The following is a 16,999-nucleotide window of genomic DNA, read 5'->3' as shown; positions in this document are numbered from 1 at the left end:
AAGGACCCTAACACCGGCTACGCTGCCAGTAGCCGCGTAACCACAAATCCCGTGTCCACTACATGGGGGCAAGGCCCGGCCGTCGGCCGCTGGTATCTGTACGACCTTCTGAGGTCCAATCCTGGGCGGCTGAGCTGTCTCGCAAACAGTCCGCGGCTACGGCACGTCACTCGCTGGGCGTACTGCGCCGAGTCTTCGATCACGCGGTCCGGGACGGTGCGATCCACCGGAACCCAGCGGCTGGCATCCGGTTGCCGAAAGTGCAGGGCAACGATCCGCTACCGCTCACGCACGACCAACTGTGGCGTCTGGCTGACCACATGAGCCAATCGCGCGACCGTCTGCTTGTCCTGGTCGCGGGTTACTGCGGTTTGCGTTGGGGCGAGCTGGCCGCGCTCCGGTGGGCCGATGTCGACATCGAGAGGAAGAGTCTGCGCGTCGCTCGTGCCTACTCCGAGGAAGCCCCACGGGGCGAGATGTCACCGGTGAAAGACCATCAAGCGCGCACGGTGCCAGTTCCGACGATCGTGTCGGACGAACTCGCTACATTCAAAGGCGATCAGAAACCAAATGACCTCGTTTTCCCATCGGCGAACCGTACCGCCCTCCGCAATCGCAACTTCCGCCGTGACGTTTTTGACGACGCTGTCGAAGAACTCGGGCTAGGCATCACGCCACACAATCTTCGGGATACCGCGGCATCTCTGGCCATCCAGGCAGGTGCGTCTGTCGTTGCGGTCGCCCGTCTCCTTGGCCACGAGTCAGCCGCCACCACGTTGAACCACTACGCTGCGTTCTTCCCGACAGACTTAGAAGATGTGGCTGTGCGGCTCGACCTGGCCGCGCGTCAGGCTCTCATAGTGGCAGCCGAAGCGGGCGGAGACGTCGATGGACTTGCGCGATAGAGGCCGCGAGCGGCTCAAGCACGTACTGGCAGACCCGCGCCGGGCTACTGCGGTGGCCGAAATTCGGCGCAAAATGGCGGCGATGGACGCGGAGGCTGACCATCCTGCACCACTCGATACCAACGAAGCACCGACCAAGCACCGACCAGAGAGGAGCGAAGGGGAGTAGGGCAATCGCCCGGAAAGCCTCGCTGACCTGCAAAAACACTGAGTGCCCCCGGCAGGATTCGAACCTGCGACACCGGCTTTAGGAGAGCCGTGCTCTATCCCCTGAGCTACGGGGGCGGCACCTACCGAGATAGGGACCCATAGGGACGACTCATGCTAAACGCCGCGCGCCGTATCGGTGGCATCGGGATTCTGATGTCACTCATGGTGCCGCGTGCGCGGACGGCGATGTTTGACTGTGCGGCGCGGTGTCGGGGGAGTCGAGCTGGTCTGCGACGGCGACGACCAAGCCGCCGAGCATGAACGCGGTGATCGCCGCGGTCAGCGTCGGCGTACTCAGCGTGGGGATGAAGCGCCGAATTCCGGTGACGTCGGAACCGGCGCCTCCGTGGTACTTGTGCGTCAGTGCGTGGCCTTTGCCTTTTTGCAGCAGGTATCGGTTTACCGGGTAGGCGGCGAAGAAGGCGACAGTCAGCGCGATCATCATCCCGATCCAGAAGATCGGGTTGACCAGGCCGGCGTTCATCGCGCCCGGGATCACGGCCATGACCAGGTTGTCGACGATCTCCATCGTCGCGATCGACAGCGTGTCTGCAGCCAGGACCACGCTGAGCGCCGTGCCGATCGCGAGACCGGCTTTCAGCAGTGGCAACGTCGACAGGGTGTAGCCGAAGACGAATGCCAGCGCGATGGCCAGTCCGATGGTCGCGAGGTTCGTCAAGCCCAGAGCCGTGCCGATGATCAGGCCGACGATCTCCCCGATGGCGCAGCCGGTGAGGCAATGCAGGGTCGCGCTGACTGCCATGGCGTTGATGTCGCCGCCGTGGTGCGCATGATCCAGGTGGGAGCTGTGGTCGTTTCCGCCCTGGTGGTCGGCGGGATGGTGGTGGGAATCGCTGGCCATCGTTGTCATTCCTCATCGTCGAAATCGAGCGGTATCGGAGTCGACTCCACGATACCCCCTGGGGGTATATCGCGCTAGGGGTGGGTTGATGGCGACAGGCCGATCGATTGGCAGCAACCCACCGGCCCGTGAGGCGGCCCACATATCAATCTGATTGACATAGGTGGTCGTGCGGCAGCAGGATGGACGCATGAGCACTTCCGGGGATGAGACCGATTTCCACAACGACGTCATCAGGCAGATTCGCGAAACCGGCGTGGTCGATGGCTGGTTCGCCCAGTTCGACATGCTGATCCTGCATACCGTTGGCGCCAAGTCCGGCCAACCGCGACAGAACCCGATGGCCTACCAGAAGTCGGACGGCGACGAGATCTACGTCTTCGCCTCCAACAACGGCAAGGACACGAGCTCGGCCTGGTACCACAATGCGCTGGCCCATCCCGAGCAGGTCGCGGTCGAGATCGGGCCCGACAAGTACAGGGTTCGGGTACGCGAGCTGCAGGGCGCCGAACGCGACCGCGTCTACGCGACGCAGGCCGGCCGCTTCGAGAATTTCGCCGAATATCAGCGCAAAACCACGCGGACGATTCCGGTTCTCGGACTCACTCGCATCGAGCAGTAACGCAACGCGCCCTCGGTGCGCGGTTACTGGCTTGAAGTGCAGTAATTCGGCAATATTTACGTGATTGCAGAATCGCTCTCTTGACTCGCGAATTGCATGGTCATTACCGGGCAAATGTCAAATCGCAGCAATCGTGGTAACGACGTTCTCTGGTTGTCTACACTTCCGTCCAAATGTGTGAATTTGACATGAGCGCGTGCGATCCCGTCGATGTGGCGCACCAGTTGGACGCGACCGGCGTCGCTCGGGTAGCAAACGCGGTGCAATGGGATTGGGTGCTTGAATCCCGGGCTGAAATCGACCGCTGGTTGGCCGAGTACGGCGAGAAAGACCATTTCGTCCTATCGCCGCAGGACGGGCACCTGGAATCGATTCACGCGTTCATGGCCAGCGATTCGGTTCGCGCATTTCTCGACAATGTCGTCCGCCAGCGGTTCCCGGACCGTGCTCATGAATTGGACGGTACGGCGGTGCGCATCGTTGCCGGGCCACACGCCGACGGCGATGCCTGGTGGTTCCACTACGACGCCAGCGTCGTGACGATGGTGGTCCCGTTGTTCATCCCCGAAGCAGAACCGGGCCGGTCCGGAGAGTTGGTGGGCTACTTCAACAAGCGGCCGTTCCGCCGTTCGGTGATGGTCAACATCTTCGAGAAGATCGTCCATCAGAGCGCGACGTTCCGGCAGCGGATCCTGGACAGTCTCGGCCGCAGCCACGGCCCGACCGTTGTCGACATGAATGTCGGTGACGTGTACCTGTTTTGGGGCTATCGGAGTCTGCATGCCAACATGCCGATCGCTTCCGGCCAACGGCGCGTGACACTGCTCATTCACTACGGCCAGCCGCACGCGCCCAGCGGCGCGCTGGCCGCGGCCAAGCGCCTGCACTGGGCCTTGCGTGGCCGCACCGACGCCGCGGACCAGCCGGCGGCCGCAGGGGCGTACTGACCGGCATGGTCCGGGGCGGGTGCCGCGCTCAGCGGCAGGTGTTGGCGCTGACCCAGCGGCCGTTCCAGCCGACGCAGCCCTGAACCGGTGGGGGCGGCGGTGGCGGCGGCATGTCCTCGGGCAGTGGCGCGTAGTAGGCCGGCGGCGGCGCGTACGGCGCGACAGCGCCGAAGTCGGTGCAGCCGCTGACCGTGATGCGCCGTCCGGCACCGAAGCAGACGTCGGCATTGGCGGTGCCCGCGGGGACGATCGCGATCAGTCCGGGTACGGCAGCCGCGGCCAATGCGGCGGCGATCAGCCGGCGGCGGGGGCGTGGCGCGGACATCATTCGCCCAGCAGCGGCCGGTCGGGCTGCGCCAGGCCGCAGCGCTCACGGAAATCGGTCATGGGCTGACGGATCGCCCGAAGTTCGTTGTGCGCCTGCGGGTTTGCGTCGAAGAAGGTGCGCACCTCATTGGCGACCTCATCGCGCGGCTTGCCCTGCAGGCTGCCGTAGAAGTCGTTGACGTCCGGGTGCGTGAACAGGTAGGCGGAGGCGGCAGCAGCGACACCCGAAGCTACCCCGGCCAGATCCGCGGGAGTGCAGTTGGGGGCCGTCGGAGCGGCGATCGCCTGACCCGACATCGGCAGGGCGACGGCCATGACGGCCATGGCGGCTCCTGCGGCAGCTACGACCGCCCGCTGGGCGACCGATTTGGTGAAGACCATTGCCGTATTCCTTTCCACAGTCCCGGCTTCCGGGTCGATCGACCACCGGACACAGCCGGACTGTAGCAGGCGGATTGACCCCGCCGACATTTTCTGCGCGGACGCAGTCCGGAGCTTGCAGGCAGTCAGTTCTGCGCACCGGCAGTGGCGGGAGTGCCGGCCGGGCTCTGCGTGCCTTCCTTGTCGGCGGCCTTCGTGTCGGCAGCGCCCTTGTCGCCGAGTTTGCCGCTCTCGGAACCCTTTTCGCGCTTCGCCTGCGCTGTCTTCTGGCCCTTGCCGAGCTTGTCGCTCTTGGCCTTTTCGTTCTTGCTCTTCTTCTCCGGCTTGTCCTTGGCATGCGTCGTGTCTTGGTCCTGCTTCCCGGACGGGTTGTCGGCTGCCTTGTCGTCGGTTCCGCCGGACGGCTGTTGGGTGGTGGTGCCGGGGTCCGTCGGCGTGGTCGCCGATGTCGCCAGGTTCACGGCCGGGGGCGTGCTGGGCGGCGCTGATTTGTTGGTTGTCGGCGATGTCTGTGCAGCGGCCAGGGGGTTGGTCGCGGCGGCCGGCGCGAGCCCGCCGCTATCGGTGAACAGCGACACCGCGGAGGCGAACGGGTCCTGGGTGGGTGCCGGGGCCGGCCGCGTACCGGTGATGTCGCCGATCGCGTCGTGGATGCCCTGGACGGTCGCTTTCGCCAGGTCCGGCAGCAGGGTGAGCATCTTCTGCGGATTCAGCGGCATGACGACCTGGAACGGCGTCGGCGTCCCGTAGGACGTGCGGTCGTACCCGGTCTCGATGAGCACTTTCAGGGCCGGCTCGATCAGATCGGTGAGGGGACGGGTCACCGCTGAGATACCGAGCCGTTCGCCGATGAACCGAATCGGCGCCAGCAGCGGCAGGCTGGCGGTGGGCAGCGTGATATACGTGGTGTCGCCGTACTTCTGGCAGTGCACCGCCTCGGTGCACGCGTTGTTGTCGGACGCGGTTTGCGCGGCGTTGACCAGCTGGGTGAACTCGTCGACCGTGTACCCGTACGGGTGCGCGGGGTCGGGGTGAGCGGTGTTCGGGAACACGTAGGTCGGGTGGATGAACAGCAATCCGGCGATGGCGTTGAAATCCGCCAGCAGGTTGATCGGATACGCCGGGAAATCCGACACCCCGTCGTACTGGATGACGATGTCGCTGGTCCGGACGCCGCGGTCGGTCGCGGCTGGGATGCCGACGGTCGCGTCCAGGATCGGGATCTTGAATGCGCCGAAGAATCCGGGCCGCACGAACAGACCGCCATTGGGCCGCTGCGGATTGGCCGCGTAGACGAAGGTCACCTGGTCGGCGGGCGGGAGGCCTGACGTCTGTGACCCGGTGGCCGGGTAGTTCTGATTCTTGAAATAGCTGCCGACCGTGCCGCCCTGGGAATAGCCCACGACATAGAAATGGCCGGTCGGGTCGGCGGCGTAATCGGCTTTGAGTTCGTCGCCGAGGTTGTCGACACCCGTTTGTACCGATTTGTTCCAGGTGTCCGAGTGCAGTTGCTTCAGTCCGAAAATGATGATCGGCCAGAATGACGCCGGGTAATCGATCAGCGTTTGGCTGCAGGCGGTGGTATCCGCATAATTGCAGCCCGGATTGGTCGGCGTGACAAAGTTGCGCACCTCCGCGACGCCGAAAGCTGTATCGGGCGTTGGGTTTCCGGTTCCGGGAACGATCAGCGCATGGACGGCCGCATTGCCTATTGCCGCGGCGAATGTCGCTGATACCAGGAGTAGGACTGAACTGACGATGGCAACTGCTGTCATGGCGATCGTCGAAAATGCACGACGCATCGGCAATCCTCCCTCGACACCACGGAGCCTCGGTACAGACTCGCCAAGGCTACATCTGCCAATGGTTAACGATGGCCCTTTTGCTGACTCGCGCACCAATAATTCAAGATCGGTTTATCGCGAACGGAATTCGTGCCAGCAGCGCGGTTGCCATGCCATTTTCCGGCAAGCCGATCGTGCCCTGCCGATAGGACGTCGAGCCCGGTCAAACTCCGCGCTGGCAAATCGGTGCCTTCGTCGGTCGGTGCCGCTGTAGCGGCGCGGCCAGACCGACGGAGGACCTTCCTGGCGCTGTCAAGTCAGATCATGGCAAACCGGCTGATGTGGTGTTTTTCACTATGGGAAACAAGATTCACCCCGAAAGACGATGTGCAGGCAAACCGGGCGTACGTCCGGTGCCGAAGCGTCCTCTGATGGAGCGGGCGTGAAGCGCCCGCTGTTTGCCGAGGCATTCGGCAAACGCGGAGAGTGACGAGGAGTGGCCCCATGGATGCTGTGATCGGTGTTGCGCTCACCGCCACCACTGCGGGCATCACGCTCACGTCAGGTGACCAGGCCTTCGACGCTGCGGTCGACGGCGTGACGGTTTCCTTCGATGGCCGACGCCCGTCCGGGTCCCAACTGGCCGGCGCGGTACGCCGGATCTACGCGCAGGGTGCCAAACGCGGCCGCCGTGCCCGCTCGGTTGCCGTCACTTGGACGGCCGACGCCGACGATCACGTCGCCGGATTCAGTGGACTGCCGGCCGAGCTGGATATCGAACTGCTGCCGATCCCGCTGGTATCGGCAGGCTCGGCGCTGGTGTGCGAGACCGACTACGCCGACACCGTCGTCTGCGTGTTGGAGCCTGATGTGGAACGTGGGCTACGAGGTCGCGCCGTCGTCGCGGACACCGACGAACCTCGGGCTGCTGTCGCGGTGGGACTGGATGCCGACGGTGCCGCCGGCTGGCTGGCCGACGTCCTCGGCCGACTCGATCACCGGCCGCAGCGGCTCGTCCTCGTCGGCACGGACGAGCACGTGCATCCCGTCGCCGTGGAGGTGCCGAACCACGTTCGGGTCGAGTCGGAGGCCGAGTCGCTCCTGGCGCTCGCGCATGGTGCCGCGTTGGCCTCGGTTCGCGACGCCGTTCCTGCAGCTGTGGACGAGCCTGATCCCAAACGCCTTGCCAGGAAGCCGGTTTGGCTGACGCCGGTGGCGCTCGCGGCGATGGTGCTGGTTTCGGCTCTGGTCGCGACCATGCCTCTGGGCTCTGCCGGCCCATCGCCGGCGCCCGCGCCGGCTCACGTATCCGTGTCGCCGGCCGTGCAAGTGCCGCCGAGTCCCAGTCCGCCTCCACCGGCGCCCGAGCCTGTGGCTGTGCCGGCGCCGGCGTCGGATGCGCCCGCGGTCAACCAGAAACAGAACCAGAGCGATACGTCCGCGGGGGTGCCCGAGGGCCGAACGCCGTACGTCCCGCCGGTAGCCGTCGAGCCCGCGGTTCCGGTACCGCCGCAGGTTGCCGAAGTGTCGGACAACTGCGTCGTGTTGTGCGGTTTTGTGCTCTAGGCGGTTTGCGGGGATTGCTTGGCAACAGCTCGGCGTGCTTGGCATGCTTGGTCCACTATGGGTGATCTCGGGGTGTTCGGCGCGTGGCTCATGCTGGCGTTGGTCGTCGGCGGGGCGGTCTGCGTGGCGGTCGGCTGTGTGTTCGTGACGCGACGCATCATCGCCCGTGATGCGCGCCCGGAACAGAACTCGTTCCTGTCCCCGTTCCTCACCGTCGTCGGCCTGGTCTACGGGGCGCTCCTGGGGTTCACGGTGGTCGTCGGCTGGCAGCAGTTCCTCAGTGCCGAGACGAACGTCGCCAACGAAGCATCGACGTTGACGACGCTGTACCGCCAGACCGTCGCGATGCCGCAACCGGAGCAGGCGCAGGTTCGTGAGCAGTTGCGCAAGTATGCCGCCGCGGTTCAGGGACCCGCCTGGGGCATGGACGAATTCGCTGACATCAGCAACAACGGCCGTGCGGCGCTCAGCGAGCTGTATCGCATTGTGGGAACGCATGGTTCGGGGCCGAGCGCGAGCCCGATCGATTCGCAGTTCCTGAGCGAGCTGACGGTGCTGGCCTCGGATCGCAGCGAGCGCATCCTCAACTCCCACCAGCGCATCCCGGCGCTGCTGTGGGGTGCCCTGATCTTCGGAGGGGCGGTGCTGATCCTGCTGACGTGCTTCATGCGGCTGGAGAACGCCCGCGCGCACGCGGTACTCGTCGGCGCGGTCGCCATCCTGTTGTCGCTGCTGCTGTACGTCATCTACACCCTGGACCATCCGTTCGGCCCCATAGGCGTTACCCCGCAGCCGTTTTCGCATGCGGTCAAGGTGTTCGACATGGTCGACCGCGGCAGCTGAGCGTCGCTCCCGAGGTCGACCGGCGGCCGACGGTCTATTATCTGCGTATGAATGCAGATAACCAGGTGCCGGCGCCGCTCGCCGACGACCAGGTGCGTCTGGTGGTGGAAGTGTTCCGGATGCTCGCCGACCCGACCCGCGTCCAACTGTTGTGGGCGTTGAGTGCGTGCGAGTTGTCGGTCAATGAATTGGCCGAGCGCGTCGGCAAGCCCGCGCCGTCGGTGTCACAGCATCTGGCGAAGCTGCGGATGGCGCGGTTGGTCCAGACGCGGCGGGCCGGGACGACGATCTTCTACAGCCTCGAGAACGAGCATGTGCGGCAGTTGGTGGTCGACGCCGTGCACAACGCCGAACACGCGGGTCCCGGGGTGCCGGCGCATCATCGTCAGGACCCCGGCGTGCGGAGCCTCGGCGCCGACACCGCCGTGCGCAGGGGCGGTCGGCGATGAGTAGCCACCACCACCATCATCACCACGACCACGACCACGACCACGACCACGACCACGACCACGGTCATGGCCACGACCACGGCGGCTGGGGCGCGGTCAAAGGGCTGTTCGCTCCGCATTCCCATGACGCGGCGGACAGCCTGGACAGCGCGCTCGAGTCGAGCGCGGCCGGCATCCGGGCGGTGAAGATCAGCCTGCTGGTGCTGGGCCTCACCACGGTGGTGCAGATCGCCATCGTGGTGGCGTCGGGCTCGGTGGCCCTGGCGGCCGACACGATCCACAACTTCTCCGACGCCCTGACCGCGGTGCCGCTGTGGATCGCATTTGCGTTGGGCACCAAGGCCGCAACCCGTCGTTACACCTATGGCTTCGGCCGGGTCGAGGACCTGGCGGGGTTGTTCGTGGTCGGCATGATCACGCTGTCGGCGATCATCGCCGGCTACGAGGCGGTGCAGCGGTTGATCCATCCGCAGGTCATCGATCACGTCGGGTGGGTGGCACTGGCCGGACTCGTCGGCTTTCTCGGCAACGAAACGGTCGCGATCTACCGCATCCGGGTGGGGCGGCAGATCGGGTCGGCGGCGTTGGTTGCGGACGGTATCCACGCGCGCACCGACGGATTCACGTCATTGGCCGTCTTGCTCGGCGCCGGTGGAGTGGCACTCGGATACCCGCTCGCGGACCCGATCGTCGGGTTGATCATCACGGTGGCGATCCTGGCCGTGCTGCGCACCGCGGTGCGAGATGTGTTCCGCCGCTTGCTCGATGGCGTCGACCCGGCGCTCGTCGACACCGCCGAGCAGTCGCTGGCGGCCGAGCCGGGGGTGCGGTCGGTGCACAGCGTGCGCATGCGGTGGATGGGTCACCGCCTACATGCCGACGTCGAACTCGACCTCGATCCCGAGCTGAGCCTGGCGCAGGCCCACCAGATCGCCCACGACGCCGAGCATCATCTGGTGCACGCCGTGCCCAAGCTGACGACGGCGCTGATCCACGCATACCCCGCGCGTTAGACCCTGCCGACGGCGCCGAGCTGCTGCAGCTGGGACAGGGTATCGACGACGCCCCAGACTTCGGCGATCTTGCCCTCGGTGAACCGGATGATGAAGATCTCGTCGTACACAACGGTTTTGCCGGTCGGTGCCAGCCCGCGGTACTCGCCGAGGTGCGTCCCGGTCACGGTCTGGCGCGCGGCGAGTTTGTCATGGTCGACGACCATGTCGTCGACCATGACGTGAATGTCGGGGAAGGCTCGAAGGAGCAGCGTCCAGATGCGTTTCATGATGTCCGGCCCGGAACCTACGGCGAGCGGGGAGTGGACCACGGCGTCGGGGAGGAAGACGTCGTCGATCGTGCTCACGATGTCGTCGATGTCTCCGCTGTTGCAGCTGCAGTGGAATCGTTCGAACGTCGCGACATTGGTGCTCGTGGGTGTCGTGGACATGGACCCTCCTTGCGATGTGGCGCAACGGTTCGCGAGCCCACCGGGCACTCAGCCTGCGTCGCTGGTGCGGTCTGCCAGCCCCAGCCTCAGGTGCTCGCTGTGATAGACGGCTTCGTCGAGCAGTTGCGCGACGTGGTTGTCGTACAGGCTGTAGACGATGCTGCGGCCGCTCCGGGTGCCGGTCACCAGTCCGAGATTCCGCAGCAGTCGGAGCTGATGGGAAACGAGGGACTGCTCGAGGCCGATCGTGTCGGCGAGGTCGGTGACGGAGCGGGCGCCCTGGCGTAGCTCGGTGAGGATCATCAATCGGCTTGGAGTGGCAAGCGCCTGCAGAGTCGTGGCGACCTGAGCCGCGGCGTCAGCGTCGAGCCGCCCGGTGGGGCGGTCACGCCCCTCGACACCATGTCCCACGGTTGTAGTGTACTAGGGCACACACATGAAGACGTATTCATTTGTTCTGATAACGTTGACTGCATGTGTTTGCGAGGTGCGTCATGGCGACGGTGACCCAGACCGCCCGGCCGGCGCTGTCCGGTGCGGCGGTGGCTCCGTCGCGCCGCGGGTGGTTCGACCTGTCGGAGATGCGCTGGACTGCAGTGGCTTTGGCATTGTTCCTGGCGGGGTTGGTGCTGCAGCTGGCTGGTGGGCCGAGCTGGTCGTGGTGGGCGCTGTACCTGGCCTGCTACGTCACCGGCGGCTGGGAGCCGGCGCTGGCGGGACTGCGGGCGCTGCGCGAGAAGACCCTCGACGTGGACCTGCTGATGGTCGTCGCGGCGATCGGCGCCGCCTCGATCGGCCAGGTCACTGACGGCGCCCTGTTGATCGTCATCTTCGCGACGTCGGGCGCGCTGGAAGCTCTGGCCACGGCGCGGACCGAGGACTCGGTGCGCGGCCTTCTGGACCTGGCGCCCGACACCGCGACCCGGTTGTCCCACGACGGCGAGCACGTCATGCCGGCCACTGAGCTGGCGGTCGGTGACGTGGTGCTCGTACGGCCGGGGGAGCGCATCTCCGCGGACGCCACGGTGATCGACGGCGCCAGTGAGGTCGATCAGGCGACCATCACCGGCGAACCGCTGCCGGTCGACAAGGCCGTCGGCGACGAGGTCTTCGCGGGCACGCTGAACGGCACCGGGGCACTGCGGATCCGGGTCGACCGGCGGGCTGCCGACTCGGTCGTGGCGCGCATCGCGGCGCTGGTGGAAGAAGCGTCGCAGACCAAGGCCCGCACGCAGCTGTTCATCGAGAAGGTCGAGCAGCGCTACTCGATCGGCATGGTCGCCGTCACCCTGGCGGTGTTCGTGATCCCGCTGCTCGCGGGCGACTCTATGCGGGAGGCGCTGCTGCGGGCCATGACCTTCATGATCGTCGCATCCCCGTGCGCGGTCGTGCTGGCCACGATGCCGCCGCTGTTGGCGGCCATCGCGAATGCCGGGCGTCACGGCGTGCTCGTCAAGTCTGCGGTGGTCATGGAACAGCTCGGCGCCGCCACCCGCGTGGCTTTCGACAAGACCGGGACGTTGACCCGCGGGACTCCAGAACTTGCGGAGATTCGGCTGCTGACAGGTGATTTCACGCAAGATCAGGTGCTGACACTGGCCGCGGCCGCCGAGCATCCCAGCGAGCACCCGCTGGGTGCGGCCATCGTCCGCGCGGCCAAGGCGCGTCGACTCGTCCTGCCGCGAGCCGCCGATTTCGCCGCCGAACCGGGTCGCGGCGTACGGGCCGTCATCGACGGACACACGATCACCGTGTCGGCGCCGTCGGCGGACAGCGCCGACGCGGCAGCCCAGATGGAGCAGCGGGGTGGTACGGCGGTCGTCGTGGCGGTCGACGGTCGCGCGGTCGCGGTGTTGGGCCTGACCGACGAACTCCGTCCCGATGCCCAGGGTGCCGTCGCCGCCGTCACCGCGTTGACAGGGCGGGCCCCGGTCCTGCTCACCGGTGACAATGCCGCGGCGGCAGGACAATTGGCCGATCAGGTGGGTATCGCCGAGGTGCGTGCCGGCCTGCTGCCGCACGAGAAGGTGGCTGCCGTCCGGGACTTGCAGGCCGATGGTGGGCGGCTGGTCATGGTCGGTGACGGTATCAACGACGCGCCCGCGCTAGCGGCCGCGCACCTGGGCATCGCGATGGGCGGCGCTGGTTCGGATCTCACGTTGCAGACCGCGGATGCCGTCGTCATCGGTGACGACCTGCGCACCGTCCCCGCGGTGATCGCACTGTCGCGGCGCGCCCGCCGCGTGGTGATGACCAACCTGGCGATTGCGGCGACTTTCATTGCCGTGCTGGTGGTCTGGGATCTCGTCGGCACCCTGCCCCTGCCGCTGGGCGTGGCCGGCCATGAAGGCTCGACGATCATCGTCGGGCTCAATGGGCTGCGGCTGCTCCGGCGGGGTGCCTGGCGCGTGCCCGTCAGTTGAACGATCGGACGGGGCTGCTCAGTCCTCGTAGGGGACGAACTCGTCCTTGCTGACGCCGCACATGGGGCACACCCAGTCGTCGGGGATGTCCTCGAACGCGGTGCCGGGGGCGATCCCGCTGTCGGGGTCGCCGTCGGCGGGGTCGTAGATCATGCCGCAGCGCACGCAGATCCACAGCTGGGCGGTTTGGGTCTCGGTCATGTTTTATCCGTTCGGAAGAAGTGGTGTGGTCAGGGTTCGACGTGCGCCGGGGCGAGGCTGAAGCGGTTGGCCCGCCCGAAGGTGCCGAAGTCGTTGAAGCGGACACCGTTGGCGCGCAGTACTTTCTGGCAATCGCGCTTGATCGCCTCGCGGAGGTAGAACGGGTCACGCACCAGGAAGTGGTGGATGGCGTGGGTCTCGCCGAAGTTGAAGCACAGGGCGTGGAAGGGCTTGAGCCACTTGGCTGTCCACACCTGGGTCTGCTGCAACACGTTGTGCTTCTCGACGTCGCCGTAGTAGTGCATGTTGGAGCTGACGAAGTGCAGGCAGAACGTCCGCACCGCGTTCGGCGCCAGCAGCGTGACGGCCACGAAGTCAAGCGCCGTCACCCAGCTGCCGGAAATGCTGCTGCCGGTGACGAATTCGTAGACGTGCACGCCGATGAACAGGTGCCACAGCGTGTAGTGGATGGTGCCGAGGGGGAAGTACAGCGCGAGCGTCTTGGCGGCGAGCTGACGCGCTTCTTCGGGGGAGCGGGCCTCGTGCTTGATGTAGGCGGTGACGATGGCGCGCTGTCGGAGCGGCTTGGTGTAGATGCCGAGCATCGAGTCGAGCAGGCTGAGCAGCCGGTGGCTGCCCCAGCGTTCGCCGTTGGTGATGCCGCGCTCCTCGAGGTCGGAATCGGTGCCCGAGACCTCGTGATGGTGCAGGTGCAGCGTCCGCCGGATCCACGGGTTGATGGTGCTGGGCCGGAAGAACCACACCCCGAACATCATCGCGTTGTGCACCGGGCGGTTCTGCCGGAAGTACATCGAGTGGATGAGGTCGTGTTCCAGTTCGTGCAGCAATGACAGCCAGAACGCGGTGATCAGGATGGTTGCGTACCAGGGCAGGATGCCGGCCGCGTACAGCGCGGCGTCGACGAGAACGCCGGCGATGGACGCCAGGAATATCGCCATCCCGACGCCGTCCTGGTGTGCGGCGAGGAACGGATGGCGTTCCCGCCAGCCGTTGCCGATGCGGATGAGCTCGCCCCGGATCGCGGCGATCCGGTTGCGGTCCCCCTCGGCCAGGTTGCGCTCGCCGGGTAGGCGGGTTGCGATACGTGCCATGATTTCTCCATTCAAGTTAGAGAACGAATGTTCCGTAAGGTATGTTTGTCGATATGGCGAGGTCAATAGCTATAGTTGGTTTCGTGACAGGCAACACAGAGAACAAACGCTCTCTATCTGTCGAGGCGGACTCCGGCAATGGTCGGGATCGGCATGGGCGCCGGACGCAGCAGGAGCGCCGCGAGCACACCCGCCGCGCGTTGATGACGGCGGCGCTGGAACTGACCGGCAGCGGATCGAGCTTCGACGCGCTGAGCCTGCGGCAGCTCGCCAGTAAGGCGGGTGTCGCGCCGTCGGCGTTCTACCGCTACTTCCAGTCGCTCGACGACCTCGGTCTCGCCGTGATTCACGAGACCTTTCGGACGCTGCGCGAGATCATGGGCGAGATGGCCACTCTCGACATCGATTCGTCCGGCGGCGCCATCCACGTCGGGGTGCAGGCGCTTCGTGGCGTGGTCTCGCGGGACCATGCACACCTGGCGTTCCTGGCGCGCCAACGTGCGGCCGGTCATTCGGTGCTCCGGCGCGAGATTCGGTCGGAAATCCGTTTGTACGCCAGCCAATTGGCCACTTATATGGCCCGGTTCGAACCCATCCGGTCGTGGAGCGTCGGGGATGTCGAGATGCTGTCGAGCATGTTGATGGCCACCATCCTCGCCGGTATCGATTCGATGCTCGAGGTCATCGCGCGCGGGCTCGACGAAGAGACCACGGCGCGTGATCTGGATGCGGCGGCCACCATGCTCGAGCGCCAGATCCGGTATCTGAACGTCGGTGCCACCGCGTGGCGGAGCAACTGATCACTCGCGGCACCGAAACACTTTGACCACCAACAGGAGTGACATGACATTCTCACTACAACTCAGCGATGACGTCATCGAGGTGCGCGACTGGGTGCACCAGTTCGCCGCCGAAGTCGTCCGCCCTGCCGCCGCGGAATGGGATGAGCGGGAGCAGACGCCGTGGCCGATCATCCAGGAAGCGGCGAAGATCGGGCTGTACTCACCCGAACTGTTCGGCACGCAGGCCGCCGAACCGAGCGGGCTCGGCATGCTCACCGTGTTCGAGGAGCTGTTCTGGGGTGACGCCGGCATCGCGCTGTCCATCATGGGTACCGGTCTGGCCGCGGCGGCCTTGGCGGGCAACGGAACTCCCGAACAGATCGGGCAGTGGCTGCCGCAGATGTTCGGCTCGGCCGCGGACCCGAAGGTCGCGGCGTTCTGCTCATCCGAGCCCGACGCGGGCTCCGACGTCGGGTCCATCCGGGCCCGGGCCCGCTACGACGAGGCCACCCGGGAATGGGTGCTCAATGGCACCAAGACGTGGGCCACCAACGGCGGCATCGCCAACGTGCACGTCGTGGTCGCGTCCGTCTACCCGGAACTCGGGTCGCGCGGCCAGGCCAGCTTCGTCATCGGACCGGACACCAAGGGGCTGTCCCAGGGGCAGAAGTTCAAGAAGCACGGCATCCGGGCGTCGCACACCGCCGAGGTGGTGCTCGACAACGTGCGGCTGCCTGAGGACGCGATCCTCGGCGGCCGGGAGAAGTTCGAGGCCCGGGTGGCGCGGGTGAAGTCGGGCGTGTCCGCGGGTGGCCAGGCCGCGATGAAGACGTTCGAGCGAACCCGCCCGACGGTCGGGGCGATGGCGGTCGGGGTGGCCCGGGCGGCGTACGAGTACGCCCTCGAATATGCCTGCCAGCGTGAGCAATTCGGTAAGAAGATCGGCGAATTCCAGGCCATTGCCTTCAAACTGGCGGACATGAAGGCCCGCATCGACGCCGCCCGGCTACTGGTGTGGCGGGCCGGCTGGATGGCGCGCAACAATGTGCCGTTCGAGAACGCCGAGGGTTCGATGGCCAAGCTGGCGGCCAGCGAGACCGCCGTGTACGTGACCGACGAGGCGATTCAGATTCTCGGCGGCAACGGGTACACCCGCGACTACCCGGTCGAGCGGATGCACCGAGATGCCAAGATTTTCACCATCTTCGAGGGCACCAGTGAGATTCAGCGGTTGGTCATCTCACGGGCGGTGACGGGCCTGACGATCCGCTGAATCAGGACGACGCCATCAGGGGAATCAGACGAGTTCCGGCACCCTCAGGTGAGCGATGGCCAGTTCGAACTCGCAGATGTCGACCAGGCTGCCACCCAACTGGGCGAGCTTTTCGGTGCGTAGCGCACTGGCCTGTTCGCGGTTGTTGTCCAGCGCCGCGGCGCTGTCGAACGTCACCGACGAAACGGCGCGTCCGGACGGCTTGTCGAGCAGGAGGCTGGCACTGCAGAACCCCTCGAGTTTCTCCAAGGGCGGCAGGACCAGCGTCCGGTAGAAATCGGTGAGCAGGTCCGCCTGATGGGGCTCGACGGAGAACCAGGCAACGCGGAGGCAGGCACTCTCCGGTGAGCGGTGGTGGCGGTGCAGCGCCGCCACCTCCCACTCACTGATCTCCTTCCGGGTCCCGTTCAGTAGCTCTGCCGCACGTTCACCGAGGGGGCGGGCGGCGTGCGCCGTCAGGTGCATCACCGCCTCGGATTCCCAGGAGCTGGTGGCGATGCAACGCCCCAGGCGCCGGTCCACCAGCAGCGACATTCCTGCCGCCCCCAGCTCCTCCAAGGCCGGGAGCACGGTGTCGCGCATGTACGCAACGCCCGCGTCGATCGACGCCGGCTCGGCCTGAAACGTGGTTGAGCGTGCGTACACCAGGCGCTCCTCGGTTGCGGCAGCGCCCCGTGGCGCTGCTGGTTCTCCCCACAGCGTCCCTTGTCAACCCCGATGGTGTACTGACTTTGCCGGAATCCACAGGTTGCGTTAAGGAGCGACAACTGCGGCGCCGAACCAATGGCAAAGCGATAGCGTCCCGGGGAGTGGTGGACTTCGGATCTGGCGTGGTTCACGCGTTGTGATCAACGAGTCATGGTGAACG

Annotated in this window: 19 protein-coding genes and 1 tRNA gene; 10 read left to right on the top strand and 10 right to left on the bottom strand. The window is 66.0% G+C overall.

Annotation, left to right across the window (positions count from 1 at the left end; translation table 11 throughout):
* Positions 1–260 precede the first annotated feature (260 nt).
* Complete coding sequence (locus ACJH7A_RS28810; protein ID WP_267324725.1) at positions 261–905, top strand: site-specific integrase; 645 nt, start codon at positions 261–263, stop codon at positions 903–905.
* 212 nt (positions 906–1,117) lie between these two features.
* Here ACJH7A_RS28810 and ACJH7A_RS28805 read toward each other — a convergent pair.
* Both ACJH7A_RS28805 and ACJH7A_RS28800 read right to left on the bottom strand, forming a co-directional pair.
* A tRNA-Arg gene (locus ACJH7A_RS28805) sits at positions 1,118–1,190 on the bottom strand.
* 85 nt (positions 1,191–1,275) lie between these two features.
* Complete coding sequence (locus ACJH7A_RS28800; RefSeq protein WP_244872669.1) at positions 1,276–1,977, bottom strand: DUF4396 domain-containing protein; 702 nt, start codon at positions 1,975–1,977, stop codon at positions 1,276–1,278.
* A 190-nt stretch (positions 1,978–2,167) separates the two neighbouring features.
* Here ACJH7A_RS28800 and ACJH7A_RS28795 point away from each other — a divergent pair, with 190 nt between their 5' ends.
* Positions 2,168–2,599 (top strand): nitroreductase family deazaflavin-dependent oxidoreductase, encoded by a 432-nt coding sequence (locus tag ACJH7A_RS28795; protein ID WP_212813089.1) that lies wholly within the window; start codon positions 2,168–2,170, stop codon positions 2,597–2,599.
* 173 nt (positions 2,600–2,772) lie between these two features.
* Positions 2,773–3,546 (top strand): hypothetical protein, encoded by a 774-nt coding sequence (locus tag ACJH7A_RS28790; RefSeq protein WP_406803184.1) that lies wholly within the window; start codon positions 2,773–2,775, stop codon positions 3,544–3,546.
* Between the two features lie 28 nt (positions 3,547–3,574).
* Here the strand turns inward: ACJH7A_RS28790 and ACJH7A_RS28785 are convergent, their stop codons facing one another.
* From ACJH7A_RS28785 to ACJH7A_RS28775, 3 genes are all read right to left on the bottom strand, one after another.
* On the bottom strand, positions 3,575–3,871 hold the full coding sequence (locus tag ACJH7A_RS28785; RefSeq protein WP_371824513.1) for a hypothetical protein: 297 nt from the start codon (positions 3,869–3,871) through the stop codon (positions 3,575–3,577).
* On the bottom strand, positions 3,871–4,254 hold the full coding sequence (locus ACJH7A_RS28780) for a heme-binding protein (protein WP_212813083.1): 384 nt from the start codon (positions 4,252–4,254) through the stop codon (positions 3,871–3,873). Before ACJH7A_RS28780 ends, ACJH7A_RS28785 begins: the two co-directional genes overlap by 1 nt.
* Before the next feature lie 125 nt (positions 4,255–4,379).
* A complete protein-coding gene (locus ACJH7A_RS28775) occupies positions 4,380–6,056 on the bottom strand; it encodes a PE-PPE domain-containing protein (protein WP_212813081.1) in 1,677 nt (558 codons plus the stop codon).
* A gap of 486 nt (positions 6,057–6,542) precedes the next feature.
* Between ACJH7A_RS28775 and ACJH7A_RS28770 the strand changes: the two genes are divergently transcribed.
* The 4 genes from ACJH7A_RS28770 to ACJH7A_RS28755 are packed head-to-tail and all read left to right on the top strand — an operon-like array spanning position 6,543 to position 9,909.
* On the top strand, positions 6,543–7,604 hold the full coding sequence (locus ACJH7A_RS28770; RefSeq protein WP_212813078.1) for a hypothetical protein: 1,062 nt from the start codon (positions 6,543–6,545) through the stop codon (positions 7,602–7,604).
* Positions 7,605–7,661: 57 nt separating this feature from the next.
* Positions 7,662–8,447: a DUF4239 domain-containing protein gene (locus ACJH7A_RS28765; protein WP_212813076.1), complete on the top strand. Its 786-nt coding sequence runs from the start codon at positions 7,662–7,664 to the stop codon at positions 8,445–8,447.
* A gap of 47 nt (positions 8,448–8,494) precedes the next feature.
* The gene (locus ACJH7A_RS28760) at positions 8,495–8,896 is read left to right on the top strand and encodes a metalloregulator ArsR/SmtB family transcription factor (protein WP_212813074.1); all 402 of its coding nucleotides are present in this window, start codon (positions 8,495–8,497) and stop codon (positions 8,894–8,896) included.
* Positions 8,893–9,909 (top strand): cation diffusion facilitator family transporter, encoded by a 1,017-nt coding sequence (locus tag ACJH7A_RS28755; protein ID WP_212813072.1) that lies wholly within the window; start codon positions 8,893–8,895, stop codon positions 9,907–9,909. The genes ACJH7A_RS28760 and ACJH7A_RS28755 overlap by 4 nt, the downstream gene beginning before the upstream one ends.
* Here the strand turns inward: ACJH7A_RS28755 and ACJH7A_RS28750 are convergent.
* Together ACJH7A_RS28750 and ACJH7A_RS28745 are read right to left on the bottom strand one after the other, a co-directional pair.
* Positions 9,906–10,340 (bottom strand): ester cyclase, encoded by a 435-nt coding sequence (locus ACJH7A_RS28750; RefSeq protein WP_406803183.1) that lies wholly within the window; start codon positions 10,338–10,340, stop codon positions 9,906–9,908. The genes ACJH7A_RS28755 and ACJH7A_RS28750 overlap by 4 nt on opposite strands.
* A gap of 48 nt (positions 10,341–10,388) precedes the next feature.
* On the bottom strand, positions 10,389–10,751 hold the full coding sequence (locus tag ACJH7A_RS28745) for a metalloregulator ArsR/SmtB family transcription factor (protein ID WP_212813066.1): 363 nt from the start codon (positions 10,749–10,751) through the stop codon (positions 10,389–10,391).
* Positions 10,752–10,834: 83 nt separating this feature from the next.
* Between ACJH7A_RS28745 and ACJH7A_RS28740 the strand changes: the two genes are divergently transcribed.
* Positions 10,835–12,763 carry a heavy metal translocating P-type ATPase gene (locus ACJH7A_RS28740; protein WP_212813064.1) on the top strand — a complete coding sequence of 643 codons (1,929 nt, stop codon included), beginning with the start codon at positions 10,835–10,837 and terminating at the stop codon, positions 12,761–12,763.
* Positions 12,764–12,781: 18 nt separating this feature from the next.
* On the opposite strand, the gene rd is transcribed toward ACJH7A_RS28740, so the two are convergent.
* Both rd and ACJH7A_RS28730 read right to left on the bottom strand, forming a co-directional pair.
* Positions 12,782–12,964: a rubredoxin gene (rd, locus tag ACJH7A_RS28735; RefSeq protein ID WP_212813062.1), complete on the bottom strand. Its 183-nt coding sequence runs from the start codon at positions 12,962–12,964 to the stop codon at positions 12,782–12,784.
* 29 nt (positions 12,965–12,993) lie between these two features.
* A complete protein-coding gene (locus tag ACJH7A_RS28730; protein ID WP_406803182.1) occupies positions 12,994–14,076 on the bottom strand; it encodes a fatty acid desaturase in 1,083 nt (360 codons plus the stop codon).
* Positions 14,077–14,159: 83 nt separating this feature from the next.
* On the opposite strand from ACJH7A_RS28730, the gene ACJH7A_RS28725 reads away from it, so the two are divergent.
* Both ACJH7A_RS28725 and ACJH7A_RS28720 read left to right on the top strand, forming a co-directional pair.
* Complete coding sequence (locus ACJH7A_RS28725; protein ID WP_212813057.1) at positions 14,160–14,876, top strand: TetR family transcriptional regulator; 717 nt, start codon at positions 14,160–14,162, stop codon at positions 14,874–14,876.
* A gap of 43 nt (positions 14,877–14,919) precedes the next feature.
* A complete protein-coding gene (locus ACJH7A_RS28720) occupies positions 14,920–16,131 on the top strand; it encodes an acyl-CoA dehydrogenase family protein (RefSeq protein WP_406803181.1) in 1,212 nt (403 codons plus the stop codon).
* A 24-nt stretch (positions 16,132–16,155) separates the two neighbouring features.
* Here the strand turns inward: ACJH7A_RS28720 and ACJH7A_RS28715 are convergent, their stop codons facing one another.
* A complete protein-coding gene (locus ACJH7A_RS28715) occupies positions 16,156–16,776 on the bottom strand; it encodes a hypothetical protein (RefSeq protein WP_406803180.1) in 621 nt (206 codons plus the stop codon).
* Between the last annotated feature and the right edge of the window lie 223 nt (positions 16,777–16,999).

The sequence above is a fragment of the Mycobacterium sp. SMC-17 genome, assembly GCF_045310915.1.
Taxonomy (GTDB): Bacteria; Actinomycetota; Actinomycetes; order Mycobacteriales; family Mycobacteriaceae; genus Mycobacterium.
Note: the sequence above shows the minus strand (reverse complement) of the source record. Positions and strands in the feature narration are given on the sequence as shown.

Coding starts and splice junctions, on each gene's coding strand:
- ACJH7A_RS28800 (WP_244872669.1), bottom strand. CDS start 1,977: ATGGCCAGCGATTCCCACCACCATCCCGCCGACCACCAGGGCGGAAAC.
- ACJH7A_RS28795 (WP_212813089.1), top strand. CDS start 2,168: ATGAGCACTTCCGGGGATGAGACCGATTTCCACAACGACGTCATCAGG.
- ACJH7A_RS28790 (WP_406803184.1), top strand. CDS start 2,773: ATGTGTGAATTTGACATGAGCGCGTGCGATCCCGTCGATGTGGCGCAC.
- ACJH7A_RS28785 (WP_371824513.1), bottom strand. CDS start 3,871: ATGTCCGCGCCACGCCCCCGCCGCCGGCTGATCGCCGCCGCATTGGCC.
- ACJH7A_RS28780 (WP_212813083.1), bottom strand. CDS start 4,254: ATGGTCTTCACCAAATCGGTCGCCCAGCGGGCGGTCGTAGCTGCCGCA.
- ACJH7A_RS28775 (WP_212813081.1), bottom strand. CDS start 6,056: ATGCGTCGTGCATTTTCGACGATCGCCATGACAGCAGTTGCCATCGTC.
- ACJH7A_RS28770 (WP_212813078.1), top strand. CDS start 6,543: ATGGATGCTGTGATCGGTGTTGCGCTCACCGCCACCACTGCGGGCATC.
- ACJH7A_RS28765 (WP_212813076.1), top strand. CDS start 7,662: ATGGGTGATCTCGGGGTGTTCGGCGCGTGGCTCATGCTGGCGTTGGTC.
- ACJH7A_RS28760 (WP_212813074.1), top strand. CDS start 8,495: ATGAATGCAGATAACCAGGTGCCGGCGCCGCTCGCCGACGACCAGGTG.
- ACJH7A_RS28755 (WP_212813072.1), top strand. CDS start 8,893: ATGAGTAGCCACCACCACCATCATCACCACGACCACGACCACGACCAC.
- ACJH7A_RS28750 (WP_406803183.1), bottom strand. CDS start 10,340: ATGTCCACGACACCCACGAGCACCAATGTCGCGACGTTCGAACGATTC.
- ACJH7A_RS28740 (WP_212813064.1), top strand. CDS start 10,835: ATGGCGACGGTGACCCAGACCGCCCGGCCGGCGCTGTCCGGTGCGGCG.
- rd (WP_212813062.1), bottom strand. CDS start 12,964: ATGACCGAGACCCAAACCGCCCAGCTGTGGATCTGCGTGCGCTGCGGC.
- ACJH7A_RS28730 (WP_406803182.1), bottom strand. CDS start 14,076: ATGGCACGTATCGCAACCCGCCTACCCGGCGAGCGCAACCTGGCCGAG.
- ACJH7A_RS28720 (WP_406803181.1), top strand. CDS start 14,920: ATGACATTCTCACTACAACTCAGCGATGACGTCATCGAGGTGCGCGAC.